The following is a 25,543-nucleotide window of genomic DNA, read 5'->3' as shown; positions in this document are numbered from 1 at the left end:
ATAGGGGACATTACAGATTTTTGTATAAAAAATTTGCAATACGAATTCAGTCTAAATTAGCGGAAAAAAGGTTAAACTGTTTAGAATCAGTATAATTACAAAGAATGGAAAATTAAGCTAACACAGTAATCTGAGAACTACGTAAACAAGCCTTAACAATACTATTTAATTCGATCATAAATTTAGCTCCATCTAACAAATCTCTTAAATTCAAAACATCTTGAACTGCCAGGAGAAAGCAACGTTCTGTTCGAAAAGGCATTACCAATGTAAAATCCGCAGAACGTGCAGTGTCTGTTAGCATTTTCTCGACATCAATATTATCTATTGATTTCTTAAATTTAAAAAAGTCTGACACCGAAAAAGATGTCGTTGAACCCGCAAATTCCATCCAATAGCAGTTTTTACGACTACACTGATATATGGCACCAGTTTCAGTTTTAAAGACCTCTTCTACATTTGTTAATGGACAGATTTTGTTTGACATTTCTTAATTCATTATGATGAAGCAAAAATAATCATTATTTATAATCAATCCAAGTAAGTTTTAAATTATTTTGAACATTATAAATAGTTGTCTTTAGCATAAAAAGAAGCCCAGATGCGCATTGTTAACTCCTTGTTTTACACAAAAAAAGACTAATCATAATGATTAGTCTTTCATTTATTAAACTATTATATACTAATATTCTTCTTCTTCAGTCGTCAAGATCTCTTTATGATTACTGGCCTGTGTTTTAGTTTTGGTCTTATGTTTATTAATCTGTCTCCTTAAGGATTCTACTGCAATATCAGTTGCTTCTTCAAAACTCTTAGCTTGTCCTTTTGCAAAAAGTTGACTCCCTGGTATATTTATTTTAATTTCCGATACCTTATTAGATTCATCATCTACATTTTCTAAACGTAAATAGCATTCTCCACCAATGATTGAGTCTAAAAACTGATTCAATTTACCTGTTTTTCTTTGGATAAACTCAATTAGCTTTTGATCAGCATTAAATTTAATTGATTGCACAGTAATGTTCATTTTTCCTCCTTTTTTTAAGCTTTTGGATGAGCTTGTTTATAAATAGACTTTAACCGCTCCGCAGAATTATGCGTGTAGACTTGTGTTGCCGCAAGCCCCGCATGCCCGAGGAGCTCCTTTATTGCATTAAGATCTGCACCATTGTCCAATAATGCTGTCGCGAAAGTATGTCGCAAAATATGCGGACTTCTCTTCTGTTGTGAAGAAACCATCGACAGACATTTATGCACAATTCTATAGATCAATTTCTCGTAGGCCGGTTTTCCCTCTTTAGTAACGATTAAGAAACTTGATTTATTATTTTCAATGTATAAACTTTTAGCGTGTAAATAAAGCTGTAGCTCTTTTATTAATGTCCCATTAATAGGAACTAACCTTTCCTTACTCCTTTTACCGAATATAAGAATATTTTTGTTATAATAATCAATATCTCTATCCTGAATTTGTAATAATTCTGCAAGTCGAATACCTGTACCAAATAAAAGTTCCATCACCAATTTATTTCGACGACTTTCAAAATCATGCACGTTCTCTTCTAAGTGGTCCAGCAACAACATCAATTTATCCTTCTCAACTACCACTGGTAACTTCTTAGGCATTTTCAGAGCTTTCACTTGTATCGGATTATCTTTCACAATATCCTCTCGCTGTAAGAACTTATAATAAGTCCGTAATGCCGAGATGCTTCGATTCACTGTCGTAGCCGATTTATTCGCTTCTGTCATCATGGCGAAATAATGACGCATATCACGATGGCCAACCTCTTCGAATGGAAGATGTTCATTCTCTAGAAACACTAAAAACAGACTAATTTCATGTAAATAAGCTATTAAAGTGTGTTTAGAGTAGCGCCTTTCATATTGAAGATACCGTTCAAACTCTTTTATATACATAATCCATTCTATTTGTAACTAATTTACCGAATTAAAGCGCATAAAAAAAGGGAAAAGTAAACTTTTCCCTTTTTTATATCTTTTTAGAAACCTTAGATTGAAACTTCTTGGTTTAATCCTTGTTTGTAGATCGCTTTCTTAACTTGAATACGACGAGTTACAGATCTCTTTTCATAAGCTTGACGAGAACGTAGTTCTCTTAAAACTCCTGTTTTTTCGAATTTCTTCTTGAAACGTTTTAATGCTCTATCTAAAGATTCTCCTTCTTTTACATTTACGATAATCATGCTCTGTATATACCTCCTTTCGTAGCCTTTTAATTTTTAAAGTGATGCAAAGGTACAATTATGATTGAGATATACAAAAAGAATCTCACTATTTTTTCAATAAGCCTTCACGATAAATTAAATCATATAAGGTATCAGGTTTAGTGAGCAAATAAGTTTTTAATCCCAATTCACTCGCAGTCTTTAAATGCTGTGGACTGTCATCTATAAAAACCGTCTCATCGGGGACCAAACCATTTTCCTTTAATACAAATTGGAAAATCTCAATATTGGGTTTACGCATACCCATTAAATGTGAATAATAGTCTTTTTCAAAAAAAGCTGTATTATCATCGAGGTCAAAATTATTTTTTAAATAATCCATAATCCAACCATAATGAATTTCGTTATTATTGCTCAATAAAAATAATCGATATTCATTTTTAAGATCGAGCAATAATTCATGATTTCCATCCATCACACCAATTAACATGGCATTCCATGCAGCATCTATTTGTGTATCCGTCAAAGAATATATACCGGAAATTTCACGAATTCCATCTCGAAATGCTTTTGCGGGAATTTTTCCTTGTTCAAAATCATCAAAAAGTTTTGTTTGTGCTCGGTGACCATAATAATCTCGTACATTTTTGATTCCCAACTCACTAAAGGCAGACTCCATCCTCAAAAAGTCGATCATAAAGATCACATCTCCATAATCGAGGATAATATTTTTAATTTTTTTCATCTTTTTATTTTGAAATATCAATACAAATATCAATATTTGCATCGTCAAAACGCGGTAAACGTTACATTTTGACAAAATATAATAACCGCTCCTATAGCTCAGTTGGTTAGAGTAGAAGACTCATAATCTTTTGGTCACTGGTTCGAGCCCAGTTGGGAGCACTGCTTAGAAAGCCTTACTTTTAGTGAGGCTTTTTCTGTTCAACCTATTCATCTCATTTCTCTAAAAGCAAATATACAGGACTAAGATTGTTATCAAAAAAATATTGAGTAAAATTAGATATGTTGAATAAACAATTTTCAAAACTATTGATAAATAAACATGCGCTTATTATTTATAACAAATCTATGGATGGAAATAAAAAAAGGTCGTGTTAGACTTAACGCGACCTTTTCATCTACCTATGAAAAACATGCCCTTTTGGGATGGGCTTCACAAAGCTAAAATTTTTTTTTCACAAATAAGGGAAAATACCAAAAATAATGCGCAAACTACTGATTTTCAGATCATTTTTTTTCACAACAAACAATTGAAATGTATTATTTTTTAAAATATTAATCCATTAAAAGATGAATCAGGCACTGTTGTAATAATAAATTATTGGAGACAAAAAAAAATGGTTAAGCACTTATCGTACTTAACCATTTTTTATGCTATATAAAACTAAAATTTACTATTTCAATTTATCTAACCAATCTTCTACCTCTTCCTTAGTTTTTCCGGTTTTCTTTTGAAGTTTACCTAATAATTCATCTTCTTTTCCCTCGGCGTACAATAGATCGTCATCCGTTAGATCTGCATATTGTTGTTTCACTTTACCTTTTAGTTCGCTCCAACGACCTTTCCATGTTAATTCGCTCATAATAAAATCTCCTTTTTTAAAGTAAATACTATAGATATAACACTTGGGAAGTGAAATTGTTTTCATGCGCTGGATAATTTGATTCGATTAACAAATATTTAACAGTACGGTAAAAAGAAATTTCTATTGTTGATTTAAAAAGAAGTACCTTCAACAATTCAAAAACATTCAACTTTTCTACTTTCTAATTGTTTAGTATGTTGAATATGGGCAATTCACTAATATTTATTCAGAACCTATACTTTCAATAGCTCTCAAACTAGGCACAACAGCCATGAAAAGCTATCGTGCCTAGCGTGAGGATCAAATACATATATAAATAATTTTTTTAACACCATGTACATTCCTTAAAAAATAAATACGATCATTCTTAATAAACTCATTAAAAATAACAATGATCACCGAATACCATTATATCAACCTGTTTTAGTCATGAAACATAAATAAGGTAAATTCATCAAAACAGCTGAACTAAAAAATCAGGCATATCAAATCATTTAATTATTTAAAAAATTTAAGAATTCAACATGAAAATAGCCTACATCAGTACTTATTTGCCAAAACAATGTGGAATAGCAACTTTTACCAATGATTTACTACAATCCATAGACCATCAGGATTCAACTATTACCCAACATATTATTGCTCTTTCAGACCGATCTTATTCTTATAATGAGGAAGTTGTTTTCGAAATTAACCCCCAACAGCAATTAGATTATATCCAAGCGGCCAATTTTATTAACGAGAATAAATATGATTGTGTAGTGCTGGAACATGAATATGGTATTTTTGGAGGGAATAGCGGTGTTTACATACTCTCTTTGATCAATTTACTTCATATGCCCTTATTGGTCAACTTACATACTATATTAGAAAAACCAAATATTGATGAAAGAGCAATATTGATTGAAATTGCAAAAAGAGCTTCTATCATAGTAGTCATGAGTTCCTATGCAATTGGACTTCTCCAAAAAATATATCATGTACATGAAAACAAAATACGTTTAATACCTCATGGAGTTCCAGCCTTTGATTACCAACAGAACGATGCAAAAGAAAAACTACAGTTGACAGATAGACGCATCATCCTTACTTTTGGTTTTATAGCTCGTAACAAAGGAATTGAAACAGTTATACATGCACTTCCAAAGGTCGTACAAGAATATCCTAATACTGTTTACCTTATTGTAGGAAAAACGCATCCAAACGTTTTATTGGAATCTGGCGAAGAATATCGGGAGTATCTAACTGCCTTAATAAAACAAATGGGCTTGGAAAACAACATCATTTTTGTCAATGATTTTGTCAGTAACGAAACCCTAACCACCTACTTAACAGCATGTGATATCTATATTACTCCCTATATTAATGAAGCTCAGATTACGAGTGGAACATTATCATTTGCTGTAGGGGCTGGAGCGGCTGTATTATCTACTCCCTATTGGCATGCGAAAGATTTATTGGCAGATGGAAGAGGCATTTTATTTGATTTTAAAAATCATAAAGAATTAAAAAATATTCTCATTGACCTATTTGATAACCCTAAAAAACTAGAAGAACTTAGAAGTAGGGCTCGCCATCATGGTGAAAAAATGACTTGGAACAAATTAGGCGGATCTTATGTCAAGTTACTCCAAAAGCTCTCCTCTACACAAGTAAATCTCGACACCGATATAAAAATAACGATGTTAGAGCGTTTTCCAAAATTCAGATGGGATCATCTTGATCGATTGACAAATTATGTAGGAATTATTCAACATGCCACATTTGCAACACCCAACTATCGAGAAGGATACTGTTTGGATGACAACGCTAGAGCGCTATTGGTTAGCCTGATGCAATATGAAGCCTTTGGAGAAAAGGATACTAGAAAGAGAATCTCGACCTATCTTAATTACATTTACTATGCTCAAAGAGAGGACGGATTATTTCATAACTTCATGAATTTTCAGAATGAATTTTTAGAAGAAGTCGGATCTGAAGATTCTTTTGGTAGGGCTATATGGGCATTGGGATATCTATTTAATACAGCACCTTTTGTTGACTTCTATCAGTTAGGATCAAATATGTTTTTTAAAGCTATGCCACACTTTGAAAATTTAAAATCTATACGTGCTATCGCTTATACTATGATGGGTATTGCTGAATATCTAAAACAACAGCCAAATGATGAAAGAGTCACAGAGTTACTCCGTAAACTGGCTTTTAAATTAGTACATGAATATGATTCCAGTGCTGATGATGAGTGGAAATGGTTTGAACCAGTTCTGGCATATGACAATGCGATTATCCCACTGGCAATACTCATGTCAACCAAATATTTAAATGATGATAAACTTAGAAAAATAGGATTTTCAAGCTTTTATTTTCTCGAAAATATCATTATGCAAAATGGGTTTTTATCTATTATTGGCAATCAAAAATGGGCAAAACAAAATCAAAATATAAGCAAATTCGGGCAACAGCCCATTGATGTTACAGCCACAGTACTTTTATTTAGGGAGGTATTTGAAATCACTAAAAATGAAGAATATTTTGAAAAAATGATTCGATCTTTTGAATGGTTTTTAGGCGAAAATGACCTTAAGCTCCCGCTATATGACCACAGCACCAAAGGATGCTGTGATGGGTTAGAAACTTATGGCATTAACCGCAATCAAGGAGCAGAAAGCACGTTATGTTATTTTATAGCCTACTTAACTGTTTATAAGTCTTTAAAAATCAAATTTCAGGTTGAAGAATAGCCTGAATCAACTCATTCAAGTTAATGGTCGCATAAGTCGATGCATAGTCCGACATGGCGTAAGGCATAATTAACTGATCATTATGAACAATAGCTCCACATGAATAGACAACATTTGGCACATACCCTTCTCTTTCCATATCATTAGGAGTTAAAATAGGGAGACTAAGGCGTCCTATTTCTATATGTGGATTTTCCAAATCTAATAATGAAGCCCCAATTGAATACTCGCGCATAGGGCCAACAGAGTGTGTAATAATTAACCATCCGGCTGCGGTTTCAATTGGGGAACCGCAGTTTCCGATCTGTATAAACTCATATGGACTTTCAGGTTCTTGCACCAAATGAATAGCTTCATTCCAAATGTTGATATAATCGGAATAGGCGATATAATTATTTTCACCATCAATACGACATAGCATAGCATATTTCCCTTTGATCTTTCGCGGAAAAATCGCAGCACCTTTATTTGCAATTTCTCCATGGATGGGCTTGACTGTAAAATGATAAAAATCCTTAGTTGTCAATAGTTTTGGTAAAATACTAAATCCGTCATATGCAGTATAAGTTGCATAATAGATAACCTCTCCCTTAGGTGTTATAAAACGAACAAATCTCGCATCTTCAATCCCCCTTTTTTCAGTATCAGAAATTGGAAAAATAACCCTTTCAGATATTGAAGTATCCAAAGAGAAAGTCATCTCATAATGCGATGAAGCGAGCCATATCGCTTGCTTCAATATACTATCATTATCCTCTGTATGCTCTATTTCAGCACGTATTCCCTCCACATATCTCTTCAGCTCCTCATATGTAAATGTTTCTGTTAGATTTTCGCTAAGCTTTTGCATAGCCGTCGCATCTTTTGGATGCAACTCAACCAATTTAGAAATGAAGCTATTTTTATTATACCGATGATTCTTAATATTGATAGGCTTGTCCAGCAATGTTCCCACAACATCTAGATGAATATTATTCTCCGTATCAATATAACCAGAGCGGAATACTATCGAAGATACATGCCCCTCACCGGTTGCTCTAAAACTGATAATAACCCTCTTCTCCCCTTTATAAAGCTCGCTCTGATCTGGATGCTCAACAATAGATGGATTAAATAAAGCTGCCGATTCGATGGAATATTCCATCGTAAAGTAAGAACCAATTAATAATTTAGCTGTCATCGATATTTTATCCGTCGGCATTTCTAATCTTTCCAATAGATGTCTTATGCGATCAAAATTACGCTCAAACACCTTCACAATACTGCGGTGCCGCTGAGAATAACTTCGTAAAACCTGTCCAAAAACTTCCTTTTGTTTTTCATCCGATAATTGTAGCACCCGATGAATTACTTTAATGGAACGTTCATCACCTAATGAAAAAAAACGAGCAAGGACACGTTTGGTATCTGGCCTAAAATAAATATCTTTCCGATTAACTTGAACGGGTTTATACATACATATCAACAATAAAAGTGACTAATAAATTCTTTTTATAAAACACATCAATGATCACATTGTTATACAATTTAAGCACAAAAGATTATTAAAATTTATAAAAATCTTATTTTTAATTATTTAGAAGTACCTTCTGCAGAGAAATATCATTCAAATTATAACGATTGTATGGTAAGTATAAAACACGTATTCGCTAAAAACGGACCATTTATAAGCAATTTCGCAAAAAATTAATCCAATTCGAATGTGCTATTTTATCTAAAGCATCCTCACCATATCCCCTTTGTGACAATATATCAAAAACCAACTGAATATCAGCAATAGTTTTCAGGTCATATGGACATTGTTCTTTACCAAAAGCGCCGTCAAGATCACTTCCTACACCGACATGATTTGTATTACCGGCCAATTGACAGATATGGTCAATATGATTGGCCATAACCTCTAATGAACAATTCATTGTCTTAGGGTCAGATACGCCTCTTACCCATCTGGGAACCATCATCCAGGCATCTAATGCCACCCCAATTACTGCTTTTTTCGAAATCAAGATTTTGATCATATCATCGCTAAATTGTCTGTTATGGTCGACAAGTGCGCGACAGTTGTTGTGACTAGCCCATATTGGACCATTAAATCCATCCATAGCATCCCAAAAAGCATCATCATTAAGATGAGTTACATCTAAAATAACATTAAGGCGTTCCATCTCCCTTAATAACGCTATTCCCTTTGCATTTAGTCTCCCATTTGAGTCCGTACCATTCGCATACCTTCCTGGCCCATAATGAGCTGGCCCAACCGCACGTAATCCCTGCTCATAAGCATATTCGAGATAAGATAAATCAATTAAAGAATCAGCTCCTTCTAAACTTAGCAGAAAACCGATTGGTTTATTTGATTTATTGGTCTCATCATTCCAAAGAATGATATGCTCTTCTAAATCCGTTTTAGTTTTGATCATGCGCATGTACCCATCCTTTTCCATTGCTCTATACCAAGCTAATTGCCCTTGTGTTTGTGCCCAAGCTTGTTCTGGAGAATACCAACCAGGCAAAGAGCTTTCCTTCTCCACGTATCTTGCAATTTGAGTAGCGACAACTAGGCCAATATTCCCCCTTTTCAGTTCACCAAAAGAGACTGTTGCATTTCCACGATCAGGTTTATCGTCCATCCCCTGCTCTCTACTATTTAGTTCAGCAATCGGAAGTCTTAAATCCCGATTCCATTCCATTGCATTCATACTAAGATCTAAATGCGCATCAAAAATCAATCTTTGTTTTTTCATCCTTTAGAAATTAATCTTTCTATCTCTAGCAGTAACATACCAATAATTATCGACCTCTCCATCAGTGATGACCACCAATTTTTCGTACAATGCCACAGTTGGACATATATGCTTTGGTACAGCATAGAAAGCTGCACCTATTTCGTATACTTGTGCATTTGGAACCTTTACGACCATATGTTCTTCACTTTGGCTTACGACTTCAAGATCGGGTTGATCTAAAAATTTGACACGCGGTAAAGCTGATTCACTTGCGACAGCTTTATATCCCAAATCCAAACAAATATGATGCTGATCAACAATACTTATAACACGGGTTAACAGTAATGCCGCATAATCAAAAGGTTGCTCTTTTAGAGTTTCTCCATAACCATAGTCCCAAAATACAAACGTCCCTGGACTACAAATCACATCAGTTCTATCTGCGTGAAAAGTAAAAGAAGGTGAACCTCCGATAATCATCCTTGATATTGAGCTACATAATTGGTTTAATAATAAATGTGCTTTACTTAATAATGCATATGATATAGCACTTTGTTCTTCTCTGATTTTGAGATCAGAGTCATGGATATGACCATCATATCCATGTACCCCCATCAAACGAAGCCCTGGAAGTGACAGTATGGTCACGGCTAACTTCTCGACCTCTTCCAATGCTACCCCTGTCCTATTCATCCCAATATTTACATCAATATACACATCCATAGAGCAGTCTGCTAAAACACATGCCCTATTTAATGCCCTAGCGCTCTCATTATGATCGATTAAGCACGAATAATTGGTTTTACCAAAATGTTTTTTAAGCTTAATCAGACGTTCAATCTTAGGACCTGTTGGCTGATAAGCCAATAGGACGTCTTTAGCTCCAACATCTCCCAGAATTTCAGCTTCAGCAATAGTCGCACATTTAAATTGATTTATACCCGCCTTCCTTAAAGCAATACAGACATCTGTCGATTTATTTGTTTTGACATGTGGGCGAATCCGGCTACAATCGCCCCCTACCATCTCAATAGCTTTTTGAATATTATCGACAACCCGCTCTTCATAAACCAAGAGTGCGGGAGAGTCTACTTCTGAAACATCATTTAATTCATACCAATGCTTAATCATACTGTTTCATGTAATTCAAACAAAGCTTCTATTTCTACAGGAATATTATCCGGAAGTGATCCAAATCCAACCGCACTACGCGTTCCGATTCCATTCTCAGTTCCCCAAACTGCAGCAAACAATTCACTGCAACCATTAATAATAGCTGGATGCGCTTCAAAATCAGAAGTACAATTGACCATTCCCAACACCTTGATTACACGTTTTATACGATTAAGGCTACCTAGATTAGTTTTTATAGTAGAAAGCATTGTTAATCCAACCTGTCTTGCGGCAAGTTTACCTTCCTCAGGATTAAGGCTTGCACCGATTCTACCAATAATTAATGATGCATCATCTTGTACAGGCCCATGACCAGATAAATAGAGATATTTACCATCAATTACAAAAGGTTTATAAACACCCTTAGGTGCAGGTGCCGGAGGTAATGTTAAACCTAATTTTTCAAATTGTTCGTCTGCATTATAATTCATAATATGTTATATATTTTATGTTATTCAAATAATTATTTAAGGTAATTAAATTTTAAGTAATAATCATATCCAACGCTAGGACAGCAAGTAAACCGACAACAGATACAATAGCTTCCATGATTGACCATGATAGAAGCGTATCCTTTACACTCAACCCAAAGTATTCTTTAAATAGCCAAAAACCAGCATCGTTAACATGTGAAAACATCAAACTGCCTGCTCCAATTGCGAGAACCATCAAACTTGGATGAATATGCCCACCTGTAGCTAGTGGCAATAACACACCAGCCGCTGTTAACGCAGCCACTGTTGCAGAACCGATACATCCTCGTATCACAGCAGTTATCAACCACGCTAAAACCAATGGATGAATGGGTAAGGTCTGTAAATAATTAGCGAGTGCCAAACTGACCCCACTATCTTCCATTACTTGTTTGAATACACCTGAGCCTGCAATAATAAATAAAATCATTGCTATATCTCTCACAGCTCCATCAAAGATCTCCATAATTGACTTGATACTTCGCCCCTGTTTTATGCCCAAGCTATATCCTGCAAATAAAATAGCCAGTAACATAACTAGGGTTGGATTTGAAATGAATTTCACCCAAGACAATAATTTTTCATTACCCGTATCAATTACATAAGGAAGAACTGTACCGATAATCAATAAAAAAACTGGAAATAGCGAGGCTAAAAAACTAATACATGCACTGGGCACACTATAGTCACTACCTACTTCAGTACCAACCGGTTTAAAAAACAGTTCGTGCTTTGGTCTTATATTTCGTAGTGTCATTCCAAAAATAGGACCTCCTATAATTATTGCAGGAGTTGCAACTAGAAGCCCGTAAATCAATGTTACTCCCATATCGGCATGAAATAATGCCACTAGTGCCACAGGAGAAGGATGCGGGGGTATAAATCCATGTGTCACTGATAATGCGGCAAGCATAGGAAGACCAATATATACGGCAGGAAGTTTATAGCGATAGGATATTGAAAATATCAGTGGCACTAACAGGACAAATCCTACTCCATAAAAAAGAGGGATTCCGACTATAAAACCAGTCAGCATCAAACCCCATTGGATATACTTTTCTCCCATTAATCGTACCATGACTTTCGCTATACGCTCGGCGGCTCCACTATCTGCAACAATTTTCCCTAGCATAGCACCTAGTACCAAAATTAACATGAGGCTTCCCATTACTGAGCCAATACCTTTTTCAATAGCGAGAATAAGACTCTCCAAAGGCATGCCTAGCAAAATTCCAGAAATAACAGAAACTATTAAAAAAGATAGAAAAGCATTTATTTTTGCCTGTGTAATAAGAACAATTAGCAAAAACAAGCTTAATACAATGACGGTCAAGATCATTAGAGCAAGTTTAGGTCTATCCCAAAAGCATGTTTGCTTCAGAATATTGGTTCAATAAATCATTTTTTTCAATAATGAAGTTAGTGAACTAAACTCATAACTCCTAAAAAATATAAAAATAAAATCCTTTCAAACCTCTTCCCCAGTACAATAATGAAAAACTATATCAATCGTAATTTATTACAAGAAACCATTAATTTAATATATGTTGATGATTATTTTTATATCATAAAATTTATGACAAAAAGAACAATAGCTATTTTAAAACGAATAAGAAGGATGAAAAATAATTATCCGACAAAATTGAATGACAAATATTAGTGATTGAAACGCTTATTTGCATATCCATCTACAATTATACGAAGTTTATCACCTAGACTTGGATGTATATGAAAATAACCAGAAGGTTTACCTTTAACACGATAACTATTTAGTTTTTCATTCACACGCTTACTTCTAATATTATGTAAATTTCGATCGATGGCGGGATTTAAAACAACATAATTATCTTCAAAGTTAAAAATATACACTTGATCTATCCTAAAATATAAAGCTATATTAATATGTAAAAAGTGACACTCTGCTAATACTATTTCCGGATTTTCATCACCAAAGATAAACGGAATATCCAGTCCGGAATCTAATAAACAGTAATCAAAACCATCACCGTAAACATAAATTACGATATTAAAATTAACATCTCCAATGGGTTCAACTTCCAACTCTTCTGTAGAATTAATTAACTTCTCAACTCTTTTAATCAATTCATCATTTGGATTTTCCTCACACTTTGGCTCTTCATTTTCTTTTATTGGAAGCTTTCTAAAATCATCTAAACTAAACTGATCTCCAGCTTTACCATAACTTTGGTTATAGGCAAAAACCATCGCATTTTTAAAAATAGACTGAAAACCTTTTATAAAATGTAAAACAATAACACCAGCAATCAATACAGTGACTCCAGACAATATTATATAAACAGTATCTATCAAACTCCACTTATCCTCACTAGTAAATTCATTATAGCCAGGTCCAAATAAAAGAAAATATACACAAAATACACTAACCATAGGCAAATAGGGTAACAATTTCACTAAAACATAATCAACATTTTCCTTTTGTAGATATTCAAAAAAGAATATGGGAGAAACAAAAAATGTCGTTACAAGAGTTAATGAACTTATTACAAGCAAAGAGTAAAGAATATAAGTCCCATTTATAGAAGCTTTATCTAAAGCATTTACAATTATGAGTTTATGATATTGAAGAAAAACAACACTGATAGCTACAACGAGTATACATATCAAAATGTACAGCACTATAGATCTTAGTCCAAGATTATTTTGAAATAACTTTCGCATAAGCTTTGATTTTATTGGTTATATAAATTTATTAATTTTTTATTTAAAAATCAAATATTAAATATGAACACAGCAATCTTACATGATAGTCAAAAAAAACAAAATATAAATTAACTACTTAAGACATCTTTCTGTTATCTGTAGTTTTAAAAAAAGTGGTGCTTAATGATACAGGCAGCAAACCCTAATAAATTATCAATGTAAATAGTATATTCAATTAGTATTTAAGAATCTGCTACTAAATGTTAAAAGCTCAAAAAATCTATTTTTAAATGCATTAGAACATCTCTACATTCTAAATAACTTAATTTAACCTACTGTAAAACAATGACTTTAGAGATTAGCCCAGTAGCGTCCTAAACGTTTTTTAAAAAGTGGTGGTGAATGATATAGCATGGAATGCTATATTTAGTTTGCTAAAACAAATCACCACCATGGTAAATATAAATGTATTTTCTCAGATTCTCTCGCTTATCGACCGCGGTGGTTTCAATTTTTTGGTGCGCAAGCATGAGTCAGACAAGCACCACAAGGGGATCAACAGCTGGACGCATTTGGTAAGCATGCTTTTCTGCCATTTATCGTCTGCAGATTCTGTCAGGGACATCAGCAACGGTTTGCGGAGTACGACGGGCAATATGCACCACATGGGTATCAGCAGGGTGCCCAGCAAGTCCAATCTTTCCTACATGAATGCGCATCGTGACCACGTGTTATTCCGCGACCTGTATATTGGGTTATTGGACACACTCTGGCAGAAGCAGACGCATCTTCGCTCAGAACTGCGCATGCTGAAACGCAAAGTGCTGCTGATGGATGCCACGGTGATCCCGCTCTGCCTGTCGGTGTTTGATTGGGCAAGGTTCCGAAGTGCCAAAGGTGCGGTGAAGTTGCATACGGTACTGGATTACGATGGCTGTATGCCCAGCTTCGTGCATATTACCGATGGCAAAACACATGAATCCACCCTGGCAAAGACCCTATCCTTTCCCAAAGGATGTGTGGTAGTGGTGGATCGGGGCTATGTCGATTACGCCTGGATGAACGTTTTGGACAGCACTGGCTGCTTTTTCGTAACAAGGAGCAAATCCAATATGAAATATACGGTATTGAAGTCCTGGAAAAGCGATGAACTGAAAGAAGCCGGGGTGATTGAAGATCAGGTTATTGCCTTGGATGGCAGCTCAGCAGCTCGGTACGGAGATAAGAAGATGCGTCTTGTCCGGGTTTGGGACAGCATCAAAAATTTAGAATACGAGTTCCTGACCAATCATTTTCAGTGGAAGGCTGCCACCGTAGCTGCACTTTACAAAGAGCGCTGGGAGATCGAGACGTTCTTTAAACACCTCAAGCAGCGGCTGAAGGTCACCAGTTTTGTAGGCACCTCCCAGAATGCCGTTTACATCCAGATATGGACAGCCCTGATCGGGATATTACTCTTCAAGTATATTCAGAAAAGGGCGAAATATAGCTGGAACCTGTCAAATCTGGTGAATTTCATACGGCTGAATATCTTCGTGAAGATTGATCTGTGGAAATGGGCCGATGACCCGTTTATTTCGGGCAAACCGCCCGATCAAAATGGACAGTTTAACCTTTTCTGAAACGGACAGGGAGGATTTATTCGGAGAGTAACAATAAAATCTGCATGGAAACACCAGCAGATAGGGATTTATATGGCCCTAAAATTTATTTAGGACGGTACTGAGATTAGCCATAAATCAAATGCATAAAAAAGGTCAGAAGTAAAACTTCTGACCTACAACGAAGCTCCAATAATAATTAAAATTATTTTCCTTCAAATATTTGTTTTAATTTTTTAAATAAAAACTCTCCCTTAACATTGATAGCAACAATCTTTCCATCATGACCAATCAAATAATTCTGAGGAATTGCTTTGATACCGTATAGCTTTGATGCCTCATTATTGCATTTTATCAAATCCGACACTTCAGATGAAGTTAAAAGCGATTTATTCTAAAACTCCTCCCTTACAATTAAAGCCAAGTCAGCTAAAGCACTTTTTTAAAAGTAACATAGTGTAAACTAAATTCTCAACTTTTCCACTAATAAACCTATAACAAATAAGAATAATAAATCATAACCATAGGTAATACCCAATAACAAATCACCATTTCTATCAAAATTTTGTGTTCACGACATTTGTATCAGTCAAAAACACAAATCAAAACAGGACTAGTAACGAAAGGATAGAGATGGAAATTAAGGACAAAATAGTAGTTATAAGGAATAATCGTATCCGACAAATTATATTTGTAACGATAGCTATCACTTGCTGTATACCAGCACTCATCTCACCTCCTATAGCGCTCCTATTAGGGATAGTTATTGCCCAAACAGTTGGGCATCCCTATCTCCATCTTAATCAAAAAGCAACGCATATTTTATTACAGGCTTCCGTTGTTGGCTTAGGATTTGGTATGCAAATAGACAAAGCGTTAGAAACAGGAAAAACAAGTTTTCTATTAACGTTGACCTTCCTCTCATTCACATTAATTTTTGGTTATCTCCTTGGTAAACTTTTGAAAATAGAAAATAAAACATCTTTCCTAATAGCTGTCGGCACAGCTATTTGTGGTGGAAGCGCAATAGCGGCTATTTCCCCTGTTATTAGAGTACAAGAAAAACAACTTTCTATTGCATTAGGGACTATATTCACCCTTAATGCTGCAGCACTGTTTATATTTCCTGCAGTTGGAAATGCGCTTGATCTTTCGCAACTTCAATTCGGAATATGGAGTGCTATCGCTATTCATGACACCAGCTCGGTAGTTGGCGCTGCCAATAAATATGGTCCTGAGGCATTAGCAATAGCAACAACAGCTAAATTAGGTAGAGCATTATGGATCATACCTGTTGCTTTTTTAGCAGCTTATTTGTTTAAAACCAATGGTCCAAAAGTAAAAATTCCGTGGTTTATAGGACTTTTTGTAGTAGCCATGTTGGCAAATAGCTATATACCAAGTATCCATAACTATCAGCATATCTTCACTTGTTTTGCAAAAACAGGTTTAACACTAACACTTTTCCTAATAGGTTGTGGACTAAGCCGTAAACTCATTATCGAAATGGGGATAAAACCGTTCCTTCAAGGAATAATACTTTGGGTCATCATTTCCCTGCTTTCTTTAGGGACTATACTTTACTTTTTTTAATTTTTTCCATCATAAATGAAGGGAATAGTAAATCTAAATTTCTTAAAAAGGAACGCAGAAGATTATGTACGGTATAAGCATTGTTCAACTCTTTTCATTTGTCGAAACAGCCAAACCGATTATTATCGATTGTGCTTTTACCTGCCATTCCATTATTCAGTCAGTCCCTTATACTGCTCAAAATCTCCATTTATACACACCGATACTGTACAAATTATTACGTATTATTTCCGCGACATTTAGAAGATAAATAATTGCAAATTTCTATAAATACCATCTTGAGTTTAATAAAACTTTTACATCAAAATAATCCGTAAAACAATTTAAAAATAACATGTTAAATTAAAACCATTTACAGATCAATATGTTATATATTTAAAGGATAGCAGTTATCATTTATTTAAAGCTATACCAAATCAGTCAACAACGAAAAACATCAATATTTAATTTTAAAGCTATGAGCAACACTGACTTAGATTCTGTACAAATGCCAGAGGGTTATCTTGAAAAAGTATACCTTTCGGCGCTAGAAATTGCACGAAGAGAAGGATTTATAGAAGGCGAACGACACCTAAGAGAAGCCTTAACGCAATTTCCGGAATACATCGATCAAGTATTAAGGAGACTAAAACAGACTTGCTCCCTATAAACTGGAGATAAACTTTTAAAGAATTTAATTCCTAGTTGTAAACAGTAAAATTCATTCACTATGCGCGCTATTTGGACGGGAGCTATAGGATTTGGGCTCGTTAATATTCCAGTAAAATTATACAGTGCTACGGAAAGTAGCAGTCTAGATCTGGATATGCTCGATCGTAAAGACCAAGCTAATATTAAATTTAAAAGAGTAAACGAAAAAACCGGAAAAGAAGTTGTTTGGGAAAACATTGTGAAAGGATATTTTCTTAAAGATCATTATGTCATCTTAGAAGATGCTAACTTTGAAGAAGCGAGTCCAGAAAAAACAAAGATTATTGGCTTACATGCTTTTGTACAACTCAACGAAGTTGATAGCATCTATTTTGACACTCCTTATTATCTTGAACCTCAAAAAGGTGGCGAAAAAGCGTATCAATTACTCACAAAAGCACTTGAAAAGAGTAAAACTGCTGGACTTGGATCATTCGTCATGCGCAATGTTGAACACCTTGCCATAGTCAGACCCTACAAGGGCACATTATTGCTTAATAAGATCCGATATGAGCAAGAGATTAGGGCTATTTCTGAGTTAAAGTTACCCACTACAATCAAAATTCAGAAGAATGAAATGGATATGGCTCTTCAACTCATAAAACAACATAGCAAACCATTTGACATCAGTAAATACAAGAATGAATATACTGAAGATCTGCTAAAAATAATCAAACAAAAAGATAAAGGAAAAAGAGCAACAATCAGAAAAATTAGTATAGACAATACGAAGGCCAGCGATCTACTCGCCAAGCTAAAAGCAAGTCTCGCATAAATGACCATATTTTACGAAAAGAACTTTTGAATAAAAAATACATGTTATCTCAGCGTAAGAAACGTCTTATCAATAAATCATAATTTCACAAGCATTCTCAATCATCTATAAAAGACAATTTCTAGAATTAGGTAAAAAAGACTTATCTTACATCTGTTTATTGTTTGTGAATCAACAGGCCATAATTTTGGATTAAAGATCAAGCATCAAGCATTTTAAATAGATATTTTTAGGATTTACCCCAATTGATTTATTAAACATGATACATCTTGAATCTAGTTTTCATGAGATTACAGATACCATAGGCGGTACACATGACATCTTTAAAACTCTTTACTTCCCCACGGAAAAAAAAGCCAAAGCAACAATACTCATATTGCACGGCATGCAGGAACATAGTGGACGTTATGATGATTTTGCAAGATTTCTCGCAACAAACGGCTTTTTAGTAATGACCTATGATCATCTGGGACATGGTCGCTCCGTTAAAAATAAAGATGCATTAGGATTTATACAACGCGAAAACCCGGGAGTTAGATTAGTAGACGATGGTATTGAGATGGCAAAATTAATTGCAAAACAGTATCCCGATCTACCACATTTTATTATAGGACATTCTATGGGTTCTTTTATTACCCGTTGTGTTTTACAAGAAATTGGTGATCTATTCCATGGAGCCGTACTCATCGGTACAGGTACAATGGATAAATCCGCTGTTGTAGGAGAAAGACTACTCGCTTTATTGAACAAAATGTTTCCTAAAACCAGATCAAGTTTTATTAACTATTCATTTGGTGCATTTAATAATAAAAAATTTAAAAATGAACCTAACCAAAAAAATAGCAACTGGTTGAGTTTAGCAAAAGAAAACCGTGACCATTTTTTAGCTGATACACTATGTGGAATTCCATTTTCCAACAACGCTTTTTATGCGACTGCATATGTTGCCAATCGTGGTTCCGGTCCAAACTGGACGGATGGCATTCCAAATCAACTTCCATTTCTATTAGAAAGCGGTAAAGAAGATCCTATAGGTAATTTTGGAAAAGGTGTTATTAAGACCGCTGAAGACCTTATGGACCATGGTAATCAGGATGTAAAATACCACCTGCATCCCATGATGCGTCATGAACTTCTCAATGAATCGATCAAAGAAAAGGTATATATCGAAATCTTACAATGGCTTGAACTTAAATTGCCTTTTGAATCGATCTCTGTGACTGAGCATCCTTAAGTCTCAAAAAATAAGGATCGCTATATTTAGCGATCCTTATTTGATTAGAGCTTTACTTATTTTTGATTTCTCACAAATGCTGTGAATTTATCTTTGTAATCCAAGAAAGTAAACTCTTCTAACAAGGTTGCATAATTACGTTTATCTATACAATTCGGATACAGCTTTTGTGCTGCAGATAGCTTTCCCTGATCCCAACTTAGTTCTTTGAGAATTCTTTTAATCGAAGCAACAGGAAAAGCGACCTTTCCACTTACAGTTCCGAGTACTTTAAGTTTGTCGTCATCAAATCCATTCTGTCTCATTGCTTTAATCAGATCATTCAGCTCAACCTCAGTCATTCTCTCCAGATAATCACGATCGACAGGTTGATTTTTTATAAAATCCATCAATTTATTTTTACTATCTCCAAAAGCAAGTTGATCAGTTAAGGTCATATAGTTTCTTTTTTCCGGGCAATTAGAATAGGCCATTTTTGCAAAAGCAATCTTACCCTCATCCCAAGAAAACTTCTTAAGTACCTCTCTGATTTGATTCACCGAAAATGCAACCTGAGGAGCAGTCATACCAGCTATTTTCAATTTGTCATTATCGAATCCAGCTTGATCTATCGTTTTCAAAAAAGCATTAAACTCTGCATTCGTCATTTGTTCTCCATAATAATCATCACCACCAGATCCTGGATCAAACTCTCCCTCAATCATTTGCTTAGGGCGACCGTAAATAAATACATTTGCTGTACGCGAGTCAGGCATATCCTCTTCTGCAGGAAATAAAGCATACAAAGTCAAACTACGAGTTCTGTTACTTCTGGAAGCATTAGCCAAATAAGTCAAATCCAAAAAAGAACCTTCTTCATTAACCATTGAAATACCCCTTTTTAAAAGTGTCGATTTTTCTCTTCCGACAAAATCAACCTGAATATCGTAGCTATGGTCTTTCATGCGCTCCACTCTGATTTGTTTCGTGGGCCGTTCGTTATACTGAATTCCATTGATGTATAAGTAGAATGCTTCCTGATCCGAAAATACAGTTACATTTCCTCCTCGACTACTTCGATTTTGACCGTGAACAAGGCAAAAGCAAAACAAAAAAACAGCAATTAAATAAGATTTCTTTAACATAAAAAAGGATTGATGGTGTCTATATTCGACAGACATAAATATAAAAGGATTAACGCAAGTAACAATTTATTTTAATAGAGATGATTGATTGGCATTCTTATTAAAAATGCTTTATTTAAAAATTTCATTCATTTAGATCTCTCGTCATCTTTAATAATCAATATATTATACAACTAAATTTCCCCATTAATGAGATATAGTGAAATTTAATCTTTATATTCATTTAGTGATAAGAAATATATCATTATAAACCAATATAAAATCCTATTAATATATGACACAAGTAGTCAAAATTATCTTGTTTATTATTTTTTGTCAGGTAACTGCGCAAGCACAAGAAGTGACCATTTATGGAAATGTTTATGGAAAAAATCCTATTCCAAAATATATTTATCGTTTATATGAAAGTAGCAAATTAGATCAGCAGCAAATCGTAAATGAGCGTTTTAGCTTTACATTAGAAAAAGAAATAACGAAAGATATTTCGGGCTCGGAAACTTTTATAGTTTCTGATTCGATTTATAAAGATTTTAATGCATTAAATATAGCTTTTAGCAATGGGGACATTAATCCCAATAGAGATTTAATCTCCGTAATTATTGATCGTAAAAATATAAACTGCAGTATCGATAATGACACAAAAATTGTATATGTTAAAAATTCTATTTTAAATGAGGAGATGCAAAAAATCGTAGCAATAAATAGGGAATTTGGCGATCCGCTATTACAAACTGATAATAGCCGTCAAGAAGAATGGGATCGTAACAAACTAGCGCAATATTTAGTTATTTTGAATGATTATCCTCAATCATTGGTATCCTATGAGATGTTATTATCCATGATAGCTAACCCCTCGTTTTACTATATAAATTCGGGGCATGTATTCAAAAATCGAGAACAAATTTTAAATACGGTTTTACGCATCGATACTGCTACTATTGGAAGCAAAAAAGCAACCTTGCTCTATAATGCCTATGACAACATGATTTTAACCTATAGCGATAAGAAAAACGCTCTATTTCCTTTAATCAAATTAACATCTCAAAATAATAAGGTTAAAAGTCTAAAAGAAGTTAGTGGTAATTCTAACTATCTAATTATCGATTTTTGGCACACTGCATGTGGCCCTTGTAGACAGCAACATCCCGAATTCTCAAGAATATCAAAAGCATATGCAGATCAAAGTGAATTAAAGTTTATAAGCATATCGATGGACAGTAAAATGCAGGATTGGAGATCATATTTACAAAACCACAATTTTAACTTTATCAATTATTGGTTAGATTCAAAGCAATACCCGGCTTTCCAAGTTGAAGCCGGCATAGTGTCATACCCTCGTTATATTCTAGTCGATATGAGAACCAATCGGATTGTAAATGGTAATATCAAAATAGAACATCTAACAACAGTATTAGAAAATCTACTTAAAGAAAACTCATAAACATTTCAAAATACTAATCAGTCATGGTCAAGAGCTATTAAAAAAATGCTTCCATGTTTTTTATAATTTCATTTTTAATGAAATAAAACACTTTGTTTCATTATATTTGACATAAAGTAATAAAAATCATTTATCATGAAACACTTTATATTGATGAGCGATGTGATTGGAAGCGGTCAAAAAAATCAAGCATTGTTGATGCAAAACTTTAAAGAAACAGTAAGCAAAATCAATCATGATTATGAAAACAGTCTATTATCTCCGCTTACCATCACACTTGGTGATGAATTTCAGGGACTAACAAAGGATTTAGAAACAGCATTAAATATCATTATCGCACTAGAAGAAGAAATTATCATACAAGGGTTTGATTTTCAATTACGCTACGTGCTTATTTACGGTGATATTGAAACCAACATTAATAAGAGAATCGCCTATGAAATGTTAGGTGAAGGATTACGCGATGCACGATACAAACTCAACAGTATGAAGACCAATTCTCAAAGATTTTACATACAGATCGGAGATATTAATTTAGACTCTCTTCTAAACAATACATTTCTTATCTTCGAAAATATCATTGACAAATGGAATCCCGAGAAAGATTATAATTTAATCTCTGCATTTATTAAATTTAATGATTATAAGATTGTTGCTGAAAAAATAAATAAAACAAGATCTCAGATTTGGAAACGTGAGAAAACTTTAAATATTTCATCTTATGAAGCAACTAAAACAATTTTAAAATCAATAAGTAAACTGCCCCATGCACTTCGTTTATAAAATAATAATCATTCTTTTTTCAGAAGTCCTTCTTAGTCTTCTATTTTGGCTTTTCACGCCTAAATCGGTCAACAACAAAAAGTTTGATCCTAAATCTACAGTAAAAGGTATTTTGGAACGTTTATTTATGACTTATAGTTTATGTCAAGGTTTTCCACATGTGCTCACACTCTTTGGCGCTTTAAAATTAGGAACAAGACTTAAACGCGCGGATAAAGAAGACACTCCTGAAAACATCAAAAAAGAAGCGGCTTATAATGACTATTATCTGATCGGAAATTTAATTTCCGTAGCCCTAAGCATATTCTATTATACATTATTTAAGTAAAATGGATCATTGCACTGCCATCCAAATCTAAAGAAAAAATTACACAGTTGCCAGAGAACTTCCTTTGCTAACATGATGATAGGCATTTATATAAGCTTTTGGTGATTGCCCAACCACACTTTTAAAAGCCCGGTTAAAATTTGTCAAGCTATTAAATCCCACTTGATATGCAACGCCAGATATACGGTCCTTATGTTTTCCTGTCAATAAGCTTTTGCAGGCATCATTAATTCTGATCTCATTAAGAAAGGTAACAAAAGTATTTCCGGTATGTTTTTTAAAATAACGGCAGAAAGCCTGAGGTGTCATATGTGCCTCATTTGCAACATCCTCTAAAGTAATCTGACTATTAAAATTTTGCATGATATAATTGATAATAGCATCAAACCGAACTCCTTCATTCGCATTAAGATCAGACGAATACACATCGGTACTTAATGGTAACAAATGAGGTGACATTTCTTTCAATTGGTTCAATAAGCTTAGTAACTGTAACAGCACATCCACACCGCTAGCATTGTGAAGTCGGAGCATTAGATTTGCAATTTCGACCGTATACCTGCCCGGTATCTGAAAGCCTTGTTTATTCTGATTTAAGAAAGAACGTAACACATGCATCTCTGGCAATTGGAATAAACCCGATAATATACCCGAAAGGTTAAAATATAATGAACATGCTTTCACTTTTAACCGATCTTTCATTGTGAAATATTCCGGATTGGATTTAAATACATGAGGGACATTTGCTCCAATTAGAAAAATATCTCCTGAACGAAAATTATGCATATTATTTCCAACTAGCAAAGTTCCTTCACCTTGTTCAACCCAAATAATTTCATATTCATTATGATGATGCATATGCTGATAGAAATGCGGCAATTCAACTCTTTCCGATAGCATACTCTTACCATCAGGTATTAGCAAAGTAAATGGAAGTACTTTCATATTAATTGATCTTATTGGTGGTTTAGTTGGTGATTAAATTCCCTATTTACAATCACATGTTGCACATTTTCCATCCTTATAATTTCTATCGACTTATCACGTCACTAAACTAAAGAATAAAAAAAATGCATTGACAATGCTAAAAATACCACTAAAAAAATTGCGATATGTTTAATATATACCGTTGTTAAATAATGAACATATTTCCATTCTTCAAAACCACCATTTCGCTTTCACAAAAAGAAATCAGAATTTAAGCAGTCTTTCCCACATATCCATTTCTAAATCTGCTGCGGTATTCGCTCGGGCTGCATTTATATCTTTTTTTAAAGGCAGTAGCAAAATATTGAGAACTAGTAAAACCACAAGAATAACAAAGGTTGGTGACGTGCTCCTCCTCTTGATCAATCAGCATTTTTGCCGCAGCTTCCAATCTGATATTAATTAAATAATTGACAGGAGTCATATTTGTTAAATGCTTACAATATTTTGATAGACTCGTTTTTCCAAGTCCACAGTGTTCAGCCATATCTTCAAGTGTCCATGATTTTTCAAAGTCAGTACGCAAATGGTTTAAAAAGATTTCAACAGTTCTTAGATTGTGTGTTAACGATTGGTCAAACTCAATATCCCCCTTTTTAAAGAGACTTAAGATCTCCAGCAATAAGCTGTTGATTAAGATATTAAGTCTAGATTGCGGAATTTCTATTTCCGCATGATCCAGACACTTCCCTATCTCGATAAAACATTCTTGTATTTTCTTATCCGATTGCCAAACCCTAACATCATTCTCACGTAAGATCTTTGTCAGATATTCTAAATCTTCTTTTGAAAGAATGATCCAGTCAGGCCACTTCCATTCCTGATGAGGTTGCCTCACACCAACATCAATAATAATCCAGTATTGCTTACCTATCGTTACGATCGGATTACCGACCTTATGTAATTGCCACGGTTTAGTTATGGTTAAGCTACCGGGGTGAAGATGAACAGTCTCACTTTCAGTAGAAAAATATAAACTACCAGACTCCATAAACGAAAATTCTATTCCTTCATTCCGGTGCCAGTCCAACCCCCAGTTCTGATCAGTTTTAGCATCCCAATAACCCATACTATAAATTCCCGGCAAAATAGCATCCGGTAATTCCTGTCCTGGATAATCAAATCGACTAAGACCTTTCATCTGCACAGCCCCGTTCTCCGAAGCATGAATTAACGGTTCACAACGATCAGGCTGATAGTAATCATAAAAATTCTTTATTTGCGTTTTTCTCATGAATTAATCCAATTGGCATCGATCTTCTAATTTAATGATCATTTGACTATCATTCCAAAAATGCGACGATAATATTACACATCGACACGTAAAAACAATTTAAGGAATACGAATAAGGGGTGTCTATTAAAAATAATAGACACCCCTTATTAAAGATTT

Annotated in this window: 24 protein-coding genes and 1 tRNA gene; 10 read left to right on the top strand and 15 right to left on the bottom strand. The window is 34.3% G+C overall.

The window, feature by feature from the left end:
- Window positions 1–112: 112 nt before the first annotated feature.
- The 5 genes from M2265_RS26095 to M2265_RS26075 form a co-directional block, all read right to left on the bottom strand.
- Window positions 113–487 carry a DUF6686 family protein gene (locus M2265_RS26095; protein WP_021190396.1) on the bottom strand — a complete coding sequence of 125 codons (375 nt, stop codon included), beginning with the start codon at window positions 485–487 and terminating at the stop codon, window positions 113–115.
- Between the two features lie 195 nt (window positions 488–682).
- A complete protein-coding gene (hpf, locus tag M2265_RS26090; RefSeq protein ID WP_132773528.1) occupies window positions 683–1,027 on the bottom strand; it encodes a ribosome hibernation-promoting factor, HPF/YfiA family in 345 nt (114 codons plus the stop codon).
- Between the two features lie 14 nt (window positions 1,028–1,041).
- Window positions 1,042–1,920: a tyrosine-type recombinase/integrase gene (locus tag M2265_RS26085; protein WP_021190398.1), complete on the bottom strand. Its 879-nt coding sequence runs from the start codon at window positions 1,918–1,920 to the stop codon at window positions 1,042–1,044.
- A gap of 92 nt (window positions 1,921–2,012) precedes the next feature.
- Window positions 2,013–2,207, bottom strand: coding sequence for a 30S ribosomal protein S21 (gene rpsU / locus M2265_RS26080; protein ID WP_021190399.1), 195 nt, complete (start codon window positions 2,205–2,207; stop codon window positions 2,013–2,015).
- An 88-nt stretch (window positions 2,208–2,295) separates the two neighbouring features.
- Window positions 2,296–2,934: an HAD family hydrolase gene (locus M2265_RS26075; protein ID WP_206368335.1), complete on the bottom strand. Its 639-nt coding sequence runs from the start codon at window positions 2,932–2,934 to the stop codon at window positions 2,296–2,298.
- Between the two features lie 87 nt (window positions 2,935–3,021).
- Between M2265_RS26075 and M2265_RS26070 the strand changes: the two genes are divergently transcribed.
- Window positions 3,022–3,095 (top strand) — tRNA-Ile (locus M2265_RS26070).
- 512 nt (window positions 3,096–3,607) lie between these two features.
- On the opposite strand, the gene M2265_RS26065 is transcribed toward M2265_RS26070, so the two are convergent.
- The gene (locus M2265_RS26065; RefSeq protein ID WP_132773525.1) at window positions 3,608–3,796 is read right to left on the bottom strand and encodes a CsbD family protein; all 189 of its coding nucleotides are present in this window, start codon (window positions 3,794–3,796) and stop codon (window positions 3,608–3,610) included.
- A 527-nt stretch (window positions 3,797–4,323) separates the two neighbouring features.
- On the opposite strand from M2265_RS26065, the gene M2265_RS26060 reads away from it, so the two are divergent.
- Entirely contained in the window at window positions 4,324–6,540 is a 2,217-nt protein-coding gene (locus tag M2265_RS26060; RefSeq protein WP_132773523.1) for a glycosyltransferase family 4 protein, read from the top strand.
- Here M2265_RS26060 and M2265_RS26055 read toward each other — a convergent pair.
- From M2265_RS26055 to M2265_RS26030, 6 genes are all read right to left on the bottom strand, one after another.
- Complete coding sequence (locus tag M2265_RS26055; RefSeq protein ID WP_132773521.1) at window positions 6,518–7,996, bottom strand: glycoside hydrolase family 130 protein; 1,479 nt, start codon at window positions 7,994–7,996, stop codon at window positions 6,518–6,520. The genes M2265_RS26060 and M2265_RS26055 overlap by 23 nt on opposite strands.
- A gap of 208 nt (window positions 7,997–8,204) precedes the next feature.
- The gene (locus M2265_RS26050) at window positions 8,205–9,284 is read right to left on the bottom strand and encodes a dipeptidase (protein WP_132773519.1); all 1,080 of its coding nucleotides are present in this window, start codon (window positions 9,282–9,284) and stop codon (window positions 8,205–8,207) included.
- Between the two features lie 3 nt (window positions 9,285–9,287).
- Entirely contained in the window at window positions 9,288–10,397 is a 1,110-nt protein-coding gene (locus tag M2265_RS26045; RefSeq protein WP_206368338.1) for a D-TA family PLP-dependent enzyme, read from the bottom strand.
- Window positions 10,394–10,870 (bottom strand): RidA family protein, encoded by a 477-nt coding sequence (locus tag M2265_RS26040; RefSeq protein ID WP_021190979.1) that lies wholly within the window; start codon window positions 10,868–10,870, stop codon window positions 10,394–10,396. The genes M2265_RS26045 and M2265_RS26040 overlap by 4 nt, the downstream gene beginning before the upstream one ends.
- Before the next feature lie 52 nt (window positions 10,871–10,922).
- Window positions 10,923–12,251 carry a gluconate:H+ symporter gene (locus M2265_RS26035; RefSeq protein ID WP_132773517.1) on the bottom strand — a complete coding sequence of 443 codons (1,329 nt, stop codon included), beginning with the start codon at window positions 12,249–12,251 and terminating at the stop codon, window positions 10,923–10,925.
- 317 nt (window positions 12,252–12,568) lie between these two features.
- A complete protein-coding gene (locus M2265_RS26030) occupies window positions 12,569–13,612 on the bottom strand; it encodes a hypothetical protein (RefSeq protein ID WP_132773515.1) in 1,044 nt (347 codons plus the stop codon).
- A gap of 434 nt (window positions 13,613–14,046) precedes the next feature.
- On the opposite strand from M2265_RS26030, the gene M2265_RS26025 reads away from it, so the two are divergent.
- The 5 genes from M2265_RS26025 (at window position 14,047) to M2265_RS26005 (ending at window position 19,487) form a co-directional block, all read left to right on the top strand.
- The gene (locus M2265_RS26025) at window positions 14,047–15,216 is read left to right on the top strand and encodes an IS4 family transposase (protein WP_132773957.1); all 1,170 of its coding nucleotides are present in this window, start codon (window positions 14,047–14,049) and stop codon (window positions 15,214–15,216) included.
- Between the two features lie 612 nt (window positions 15,217–15,828).
- A complete protein-coding gene (locus M2265_RS26020; protein ID WP_132773913.1) occupies window positions 15,829–16,788 on the top strand; it encodes a YeiH family protein in 960 nt (319 codons plus the stop codon).
- 457 nt (window positions 16,789–17,245) lie between these two features.
- Entirely contained in the window at window positions 17,246–17,437 is a 192-nt protein-coding gene (locus tag M2265_RS26015) for a hypothetical protein (protein ID WP_021190072.1), read from the top strand.
- A gap of 60 nt (window positions 17,438–17,497) precedes the next feature.
- Window positions 17,498–18,253, top strand: a complete 756-nt coding sequence (locus tag M2265_RS26010; protein WP_132773915.1) for a Ku protein — start codon at window positions 17,498–17,500, stop codon at window positions 18,251–18,253.
- A gap of 259 nt (window positions 18,254–18,512) precedes the next feature.
- A complete protein-coding gene (locus M2265_RS26005; protein ID WP_132773917.1) occupies window positions 18,513–19,487 on the top strand; it encodes an alpha/beta fold hydrolase in 975 nt (324 codons plus the stop codon).
- Window positions 19,488–19,543: 56 nt separating this feature from the next.
- Here the strand turns inward: M2265_RS26005 and M2265_RS26000 are convergent, their stop codons facing one another.
- Window positions 19,544–20,611, bottom strand: coding sequence for a DUF4476 domain-containing protein (locus M2265_RS26000; RefSeq protein ID WP_165905992.1), 1,068 nt, complete (start codon window positions 20,609–20,611; stop codon window positions 19,544–19,546).
- 298 nt (window positions 20,612–20,909) lie between these two features.
- Between M2265_RS26000 and M2265_RS25995 the strand changes: the two genes are divergently transcribed.
- The 3 genes from M2265_RS25995 (at window position 20,910) to M2265_RS25985 (ending at window position 23,163) form a co-directional block, all read left to right on the top strand.
- On the top strand, window positions 20,910–22,052 hold the full coding sequence (locus tag M2265_RS25995) for a TlpA family protein disulfide reductase (protein WP_165905993.1): 1,143 nt from the start codon (window positions 20,910–20,912) through the stop codon (window positions 22,050–22,052).
- Between the two features lie 135 nt (window positions 22,053–22,187).
- Window positions 22,188–22,835, top strand: coding sequence for a SatD family protein (locus M2265_RS25990; protein WP_132773922.1), 648 nt, complete (start codon window positions 22,188–22,190; stop codon window positions 22,833–22,835).
- The gene (locus tag M2265_RS25985; protein ID WP_132773924.1) at window positions 22,819–23,163 is read left to right on the top strand and encodes a hypothetical protein; all 345 of its coding nucleotides are present in this window, start codon (window positions 22,819–22,821) and stop codon (window positions 23,161–23,163) included. The genes M2265_RS25990 and M2265_RS25985 overlap by 17 nt, the downstream gene beginning before the upstream one ends.
- Before the next feature lie 39 nt (window positions 23,164–23,202).
- Here M2265_RS25985 and M2265_RS25980 read toward each other — a convergent pair whose 3' ends face one another.
- Entirely contained in the window at window positions 23,203–24,108 is a 906-nt protein-coding gene (locus tag M2265_RS25980) for an AraC family transcriptional regulator (RefSeq protein WP_132773926.1), read from the bottom strand.
- 253 nt (window positions 24,109–24,361) lie between these two features.
- Window positions 24,362–25,384: an AraC family transcriptional regulator gene (locus M2265_RS25975; protein ID WP_132773928.1), complete on the bottom strand. Its 1,023-nt coding sequence runs from the start codon at window positions 25,382–25,384 to the stop codon at window positions 24,362–24,364.
- Window positions 25,385–25,543 lie beyond the last annotated feature (159 nt).

It is taken from the genome of Sphingobacterium kitahiroshimense (assembly GCF_025961315.1).
Lineage (GTDB): Bacteria > Bacteroidota > Bacteroidia > Sphingobacteriales > Sphingobacteriaceae > Sphingobacterium > Sphingobacterium anhuiense.
The sequence above is the reverse complement of the archived record's forward strand: the minus strand, read 5'-3'. Positions and strand labels throughout refer to the sequence as shown.

Excerpts from the sequence above, each read along its gene's own strand:
- M2265_RS26095 (WP_021190396.1), bottom strand. The coding sequence starts at position 487 with ATGTCAAACAAAATCTGTCCATTAACAAATGTAGAAGAGGTCTTTAAA.
- hpf (WP_132773528.1), bottom strand. The coding sequence starts at position 1,027 with ATGAACATTACTGTGCAATCAATTAAATTTAATGCTGATCAAAAGCTA.
- M2265_RS26085 (WP_021190398.1), bottom strand. The coding sequence starts at position 1,920 with ATGTATATAAAAGAGTTTGAACGGTATCTTCAATATGAAAGGCGCTAC.
- rpsU (WP_021190399.1), bottom strand. The coding sequence starts at position 2,207 with ATGATTATCGTAAATGTAAAAGAAGGAGAATCTTTAGATAGAGCATTA.
- M2265_RS26075 (WP_206368335.1), bottom strand. The coding sequence starts at position 2,934 with ATGAAAAAAATTAAAAATATTATCCTCGATTATGGAGATGTGATCTTT.
- M2265_RS26065 (WP_132773525.1), bottom strand. The coding sequence starts at position 3,796 with ATGAGCGAATTAACATGGAAAGGTCGTTGGAGCGAACTAAAAGGTAAA.
- M2265_RS26060 (WP_132773523.1), top strand. The coding sequence starts at position 4,324 with ATGAAAATAGCCTACATCAGTACTTATTTGCCAAAACAATGTGGAATA.
- M2265_RS26055 (WP_132773521.1), bottom strand. The coding sequence starts at position 7,996 with ATGTATAAACCCGTTCAAGTTAATCGGAAAGATATTTATTTTAGGCCA.
- M2265_RS26050 (WP_132773519.1), bottom strand. The coding sequence starts at position 9,284 with ATGAAAAAACAAAGATTGATTTTTGATGCGCATTTAGATCTTAGTATG.
- M2265_RS26045 (WP_206368338.1), bottom strand. The coding sequence starts at position 10,397 with ATGATTAAGCATTGGTATGAATTAAATGATGTTTCAGAAGTAGACTCT.
- M2265_RS26040 (WP_021190979.1), bottom strand. The coding sequence starts at position 10,870 with ATGAATTATAATGCAGACGAACAATTTGAAAAATTAGGTTTAACATTA.
- M2265_RS26035 (WP_132773517.1), bottom strand. The coding sequence starts at position 12,251 with ATGATCTTGACCGTCATTGTATTAAGCTTGTTTTTGCTAATTGTTCTT.
- M2265_RS26030 (WP_132773515.1), bottom strand. The coding sequence starts at position 13,612 with ATGCGAAAGTTATTTCAAAATAATCTTGGACTAAGATCTATAGTGCTG.
- M2265_RS26025 (WP_132773957.1), top strand. The coding sequence starts at position 14,047 with ATGGTAAATATAAATGTATTTTCTCAGATTCTCTCGCTTATCGACCGC.
- M2265_RS26020 (WP_132773913.1), top strand. The coding sequence starts at position 15,829 with ATGGAAATTAAGGACAAAATAGTAGTTATAAGGAATAATCGTATCCGA.
- M2265_RS26015 (WP_021190072.1), top strand. The coding sequence starts at position 17,246 with ATGAGCAACACTGACTTAGATTCTGTACAAATGCCAGAGGGTTATCTT.
- M2265_RS26010 (WP_132773915.1), top strand. The coding sequence starts at position 17,498 with ATGCGCGCTATTTGGACGGGAGCTATAGGATTTGGGCTCGTTAATATT.
- M2265_RS26005 (WP_132773917.1), top strand. The coding sequence starts at position 18,513 with ATGATACATCTTGAATCTAGTTTTCATGAGATTACAGATACCATAGGC.
- M2265_RS26000 (WP_165905992.1), bottom strand. The coding sequence starts at position 20,611 with ATGTTAAAGAAATCTTATTTAATTGCTGTTTTTTTGTTTTGCTTTTGC.
- M2265_RS25990 (WP_132773922.1), top strand. The coding sequence starts at position 22,188 with ATGAAACACTTTATATTGATGAGCGATGTGATTGGAAGCGGTCAAAAA.
- M2265_RS25985 (WP_132773924.1), top strand. The coding sequence starts at position 22,819 with ATGCACTTCGTTTATAAAATAATAATCATTCTTTTTTCAGAAGTCCTT.
- M2265_RS25980 (WP_132773926.1), bottom strand. The coding sequence starts at position 24,108 with ATGAAAGTACTTCCATTTACTTTGCTAATACCTGATGGTAAGAGTATG.
- M2265_RS25975 (WP_132773928.1), bottom strand. The coding sequence starts at position 25,384 with ATGAGAAAAACGCAAATAAAGAATTTTTATGATTACTATCAGCCTGAT.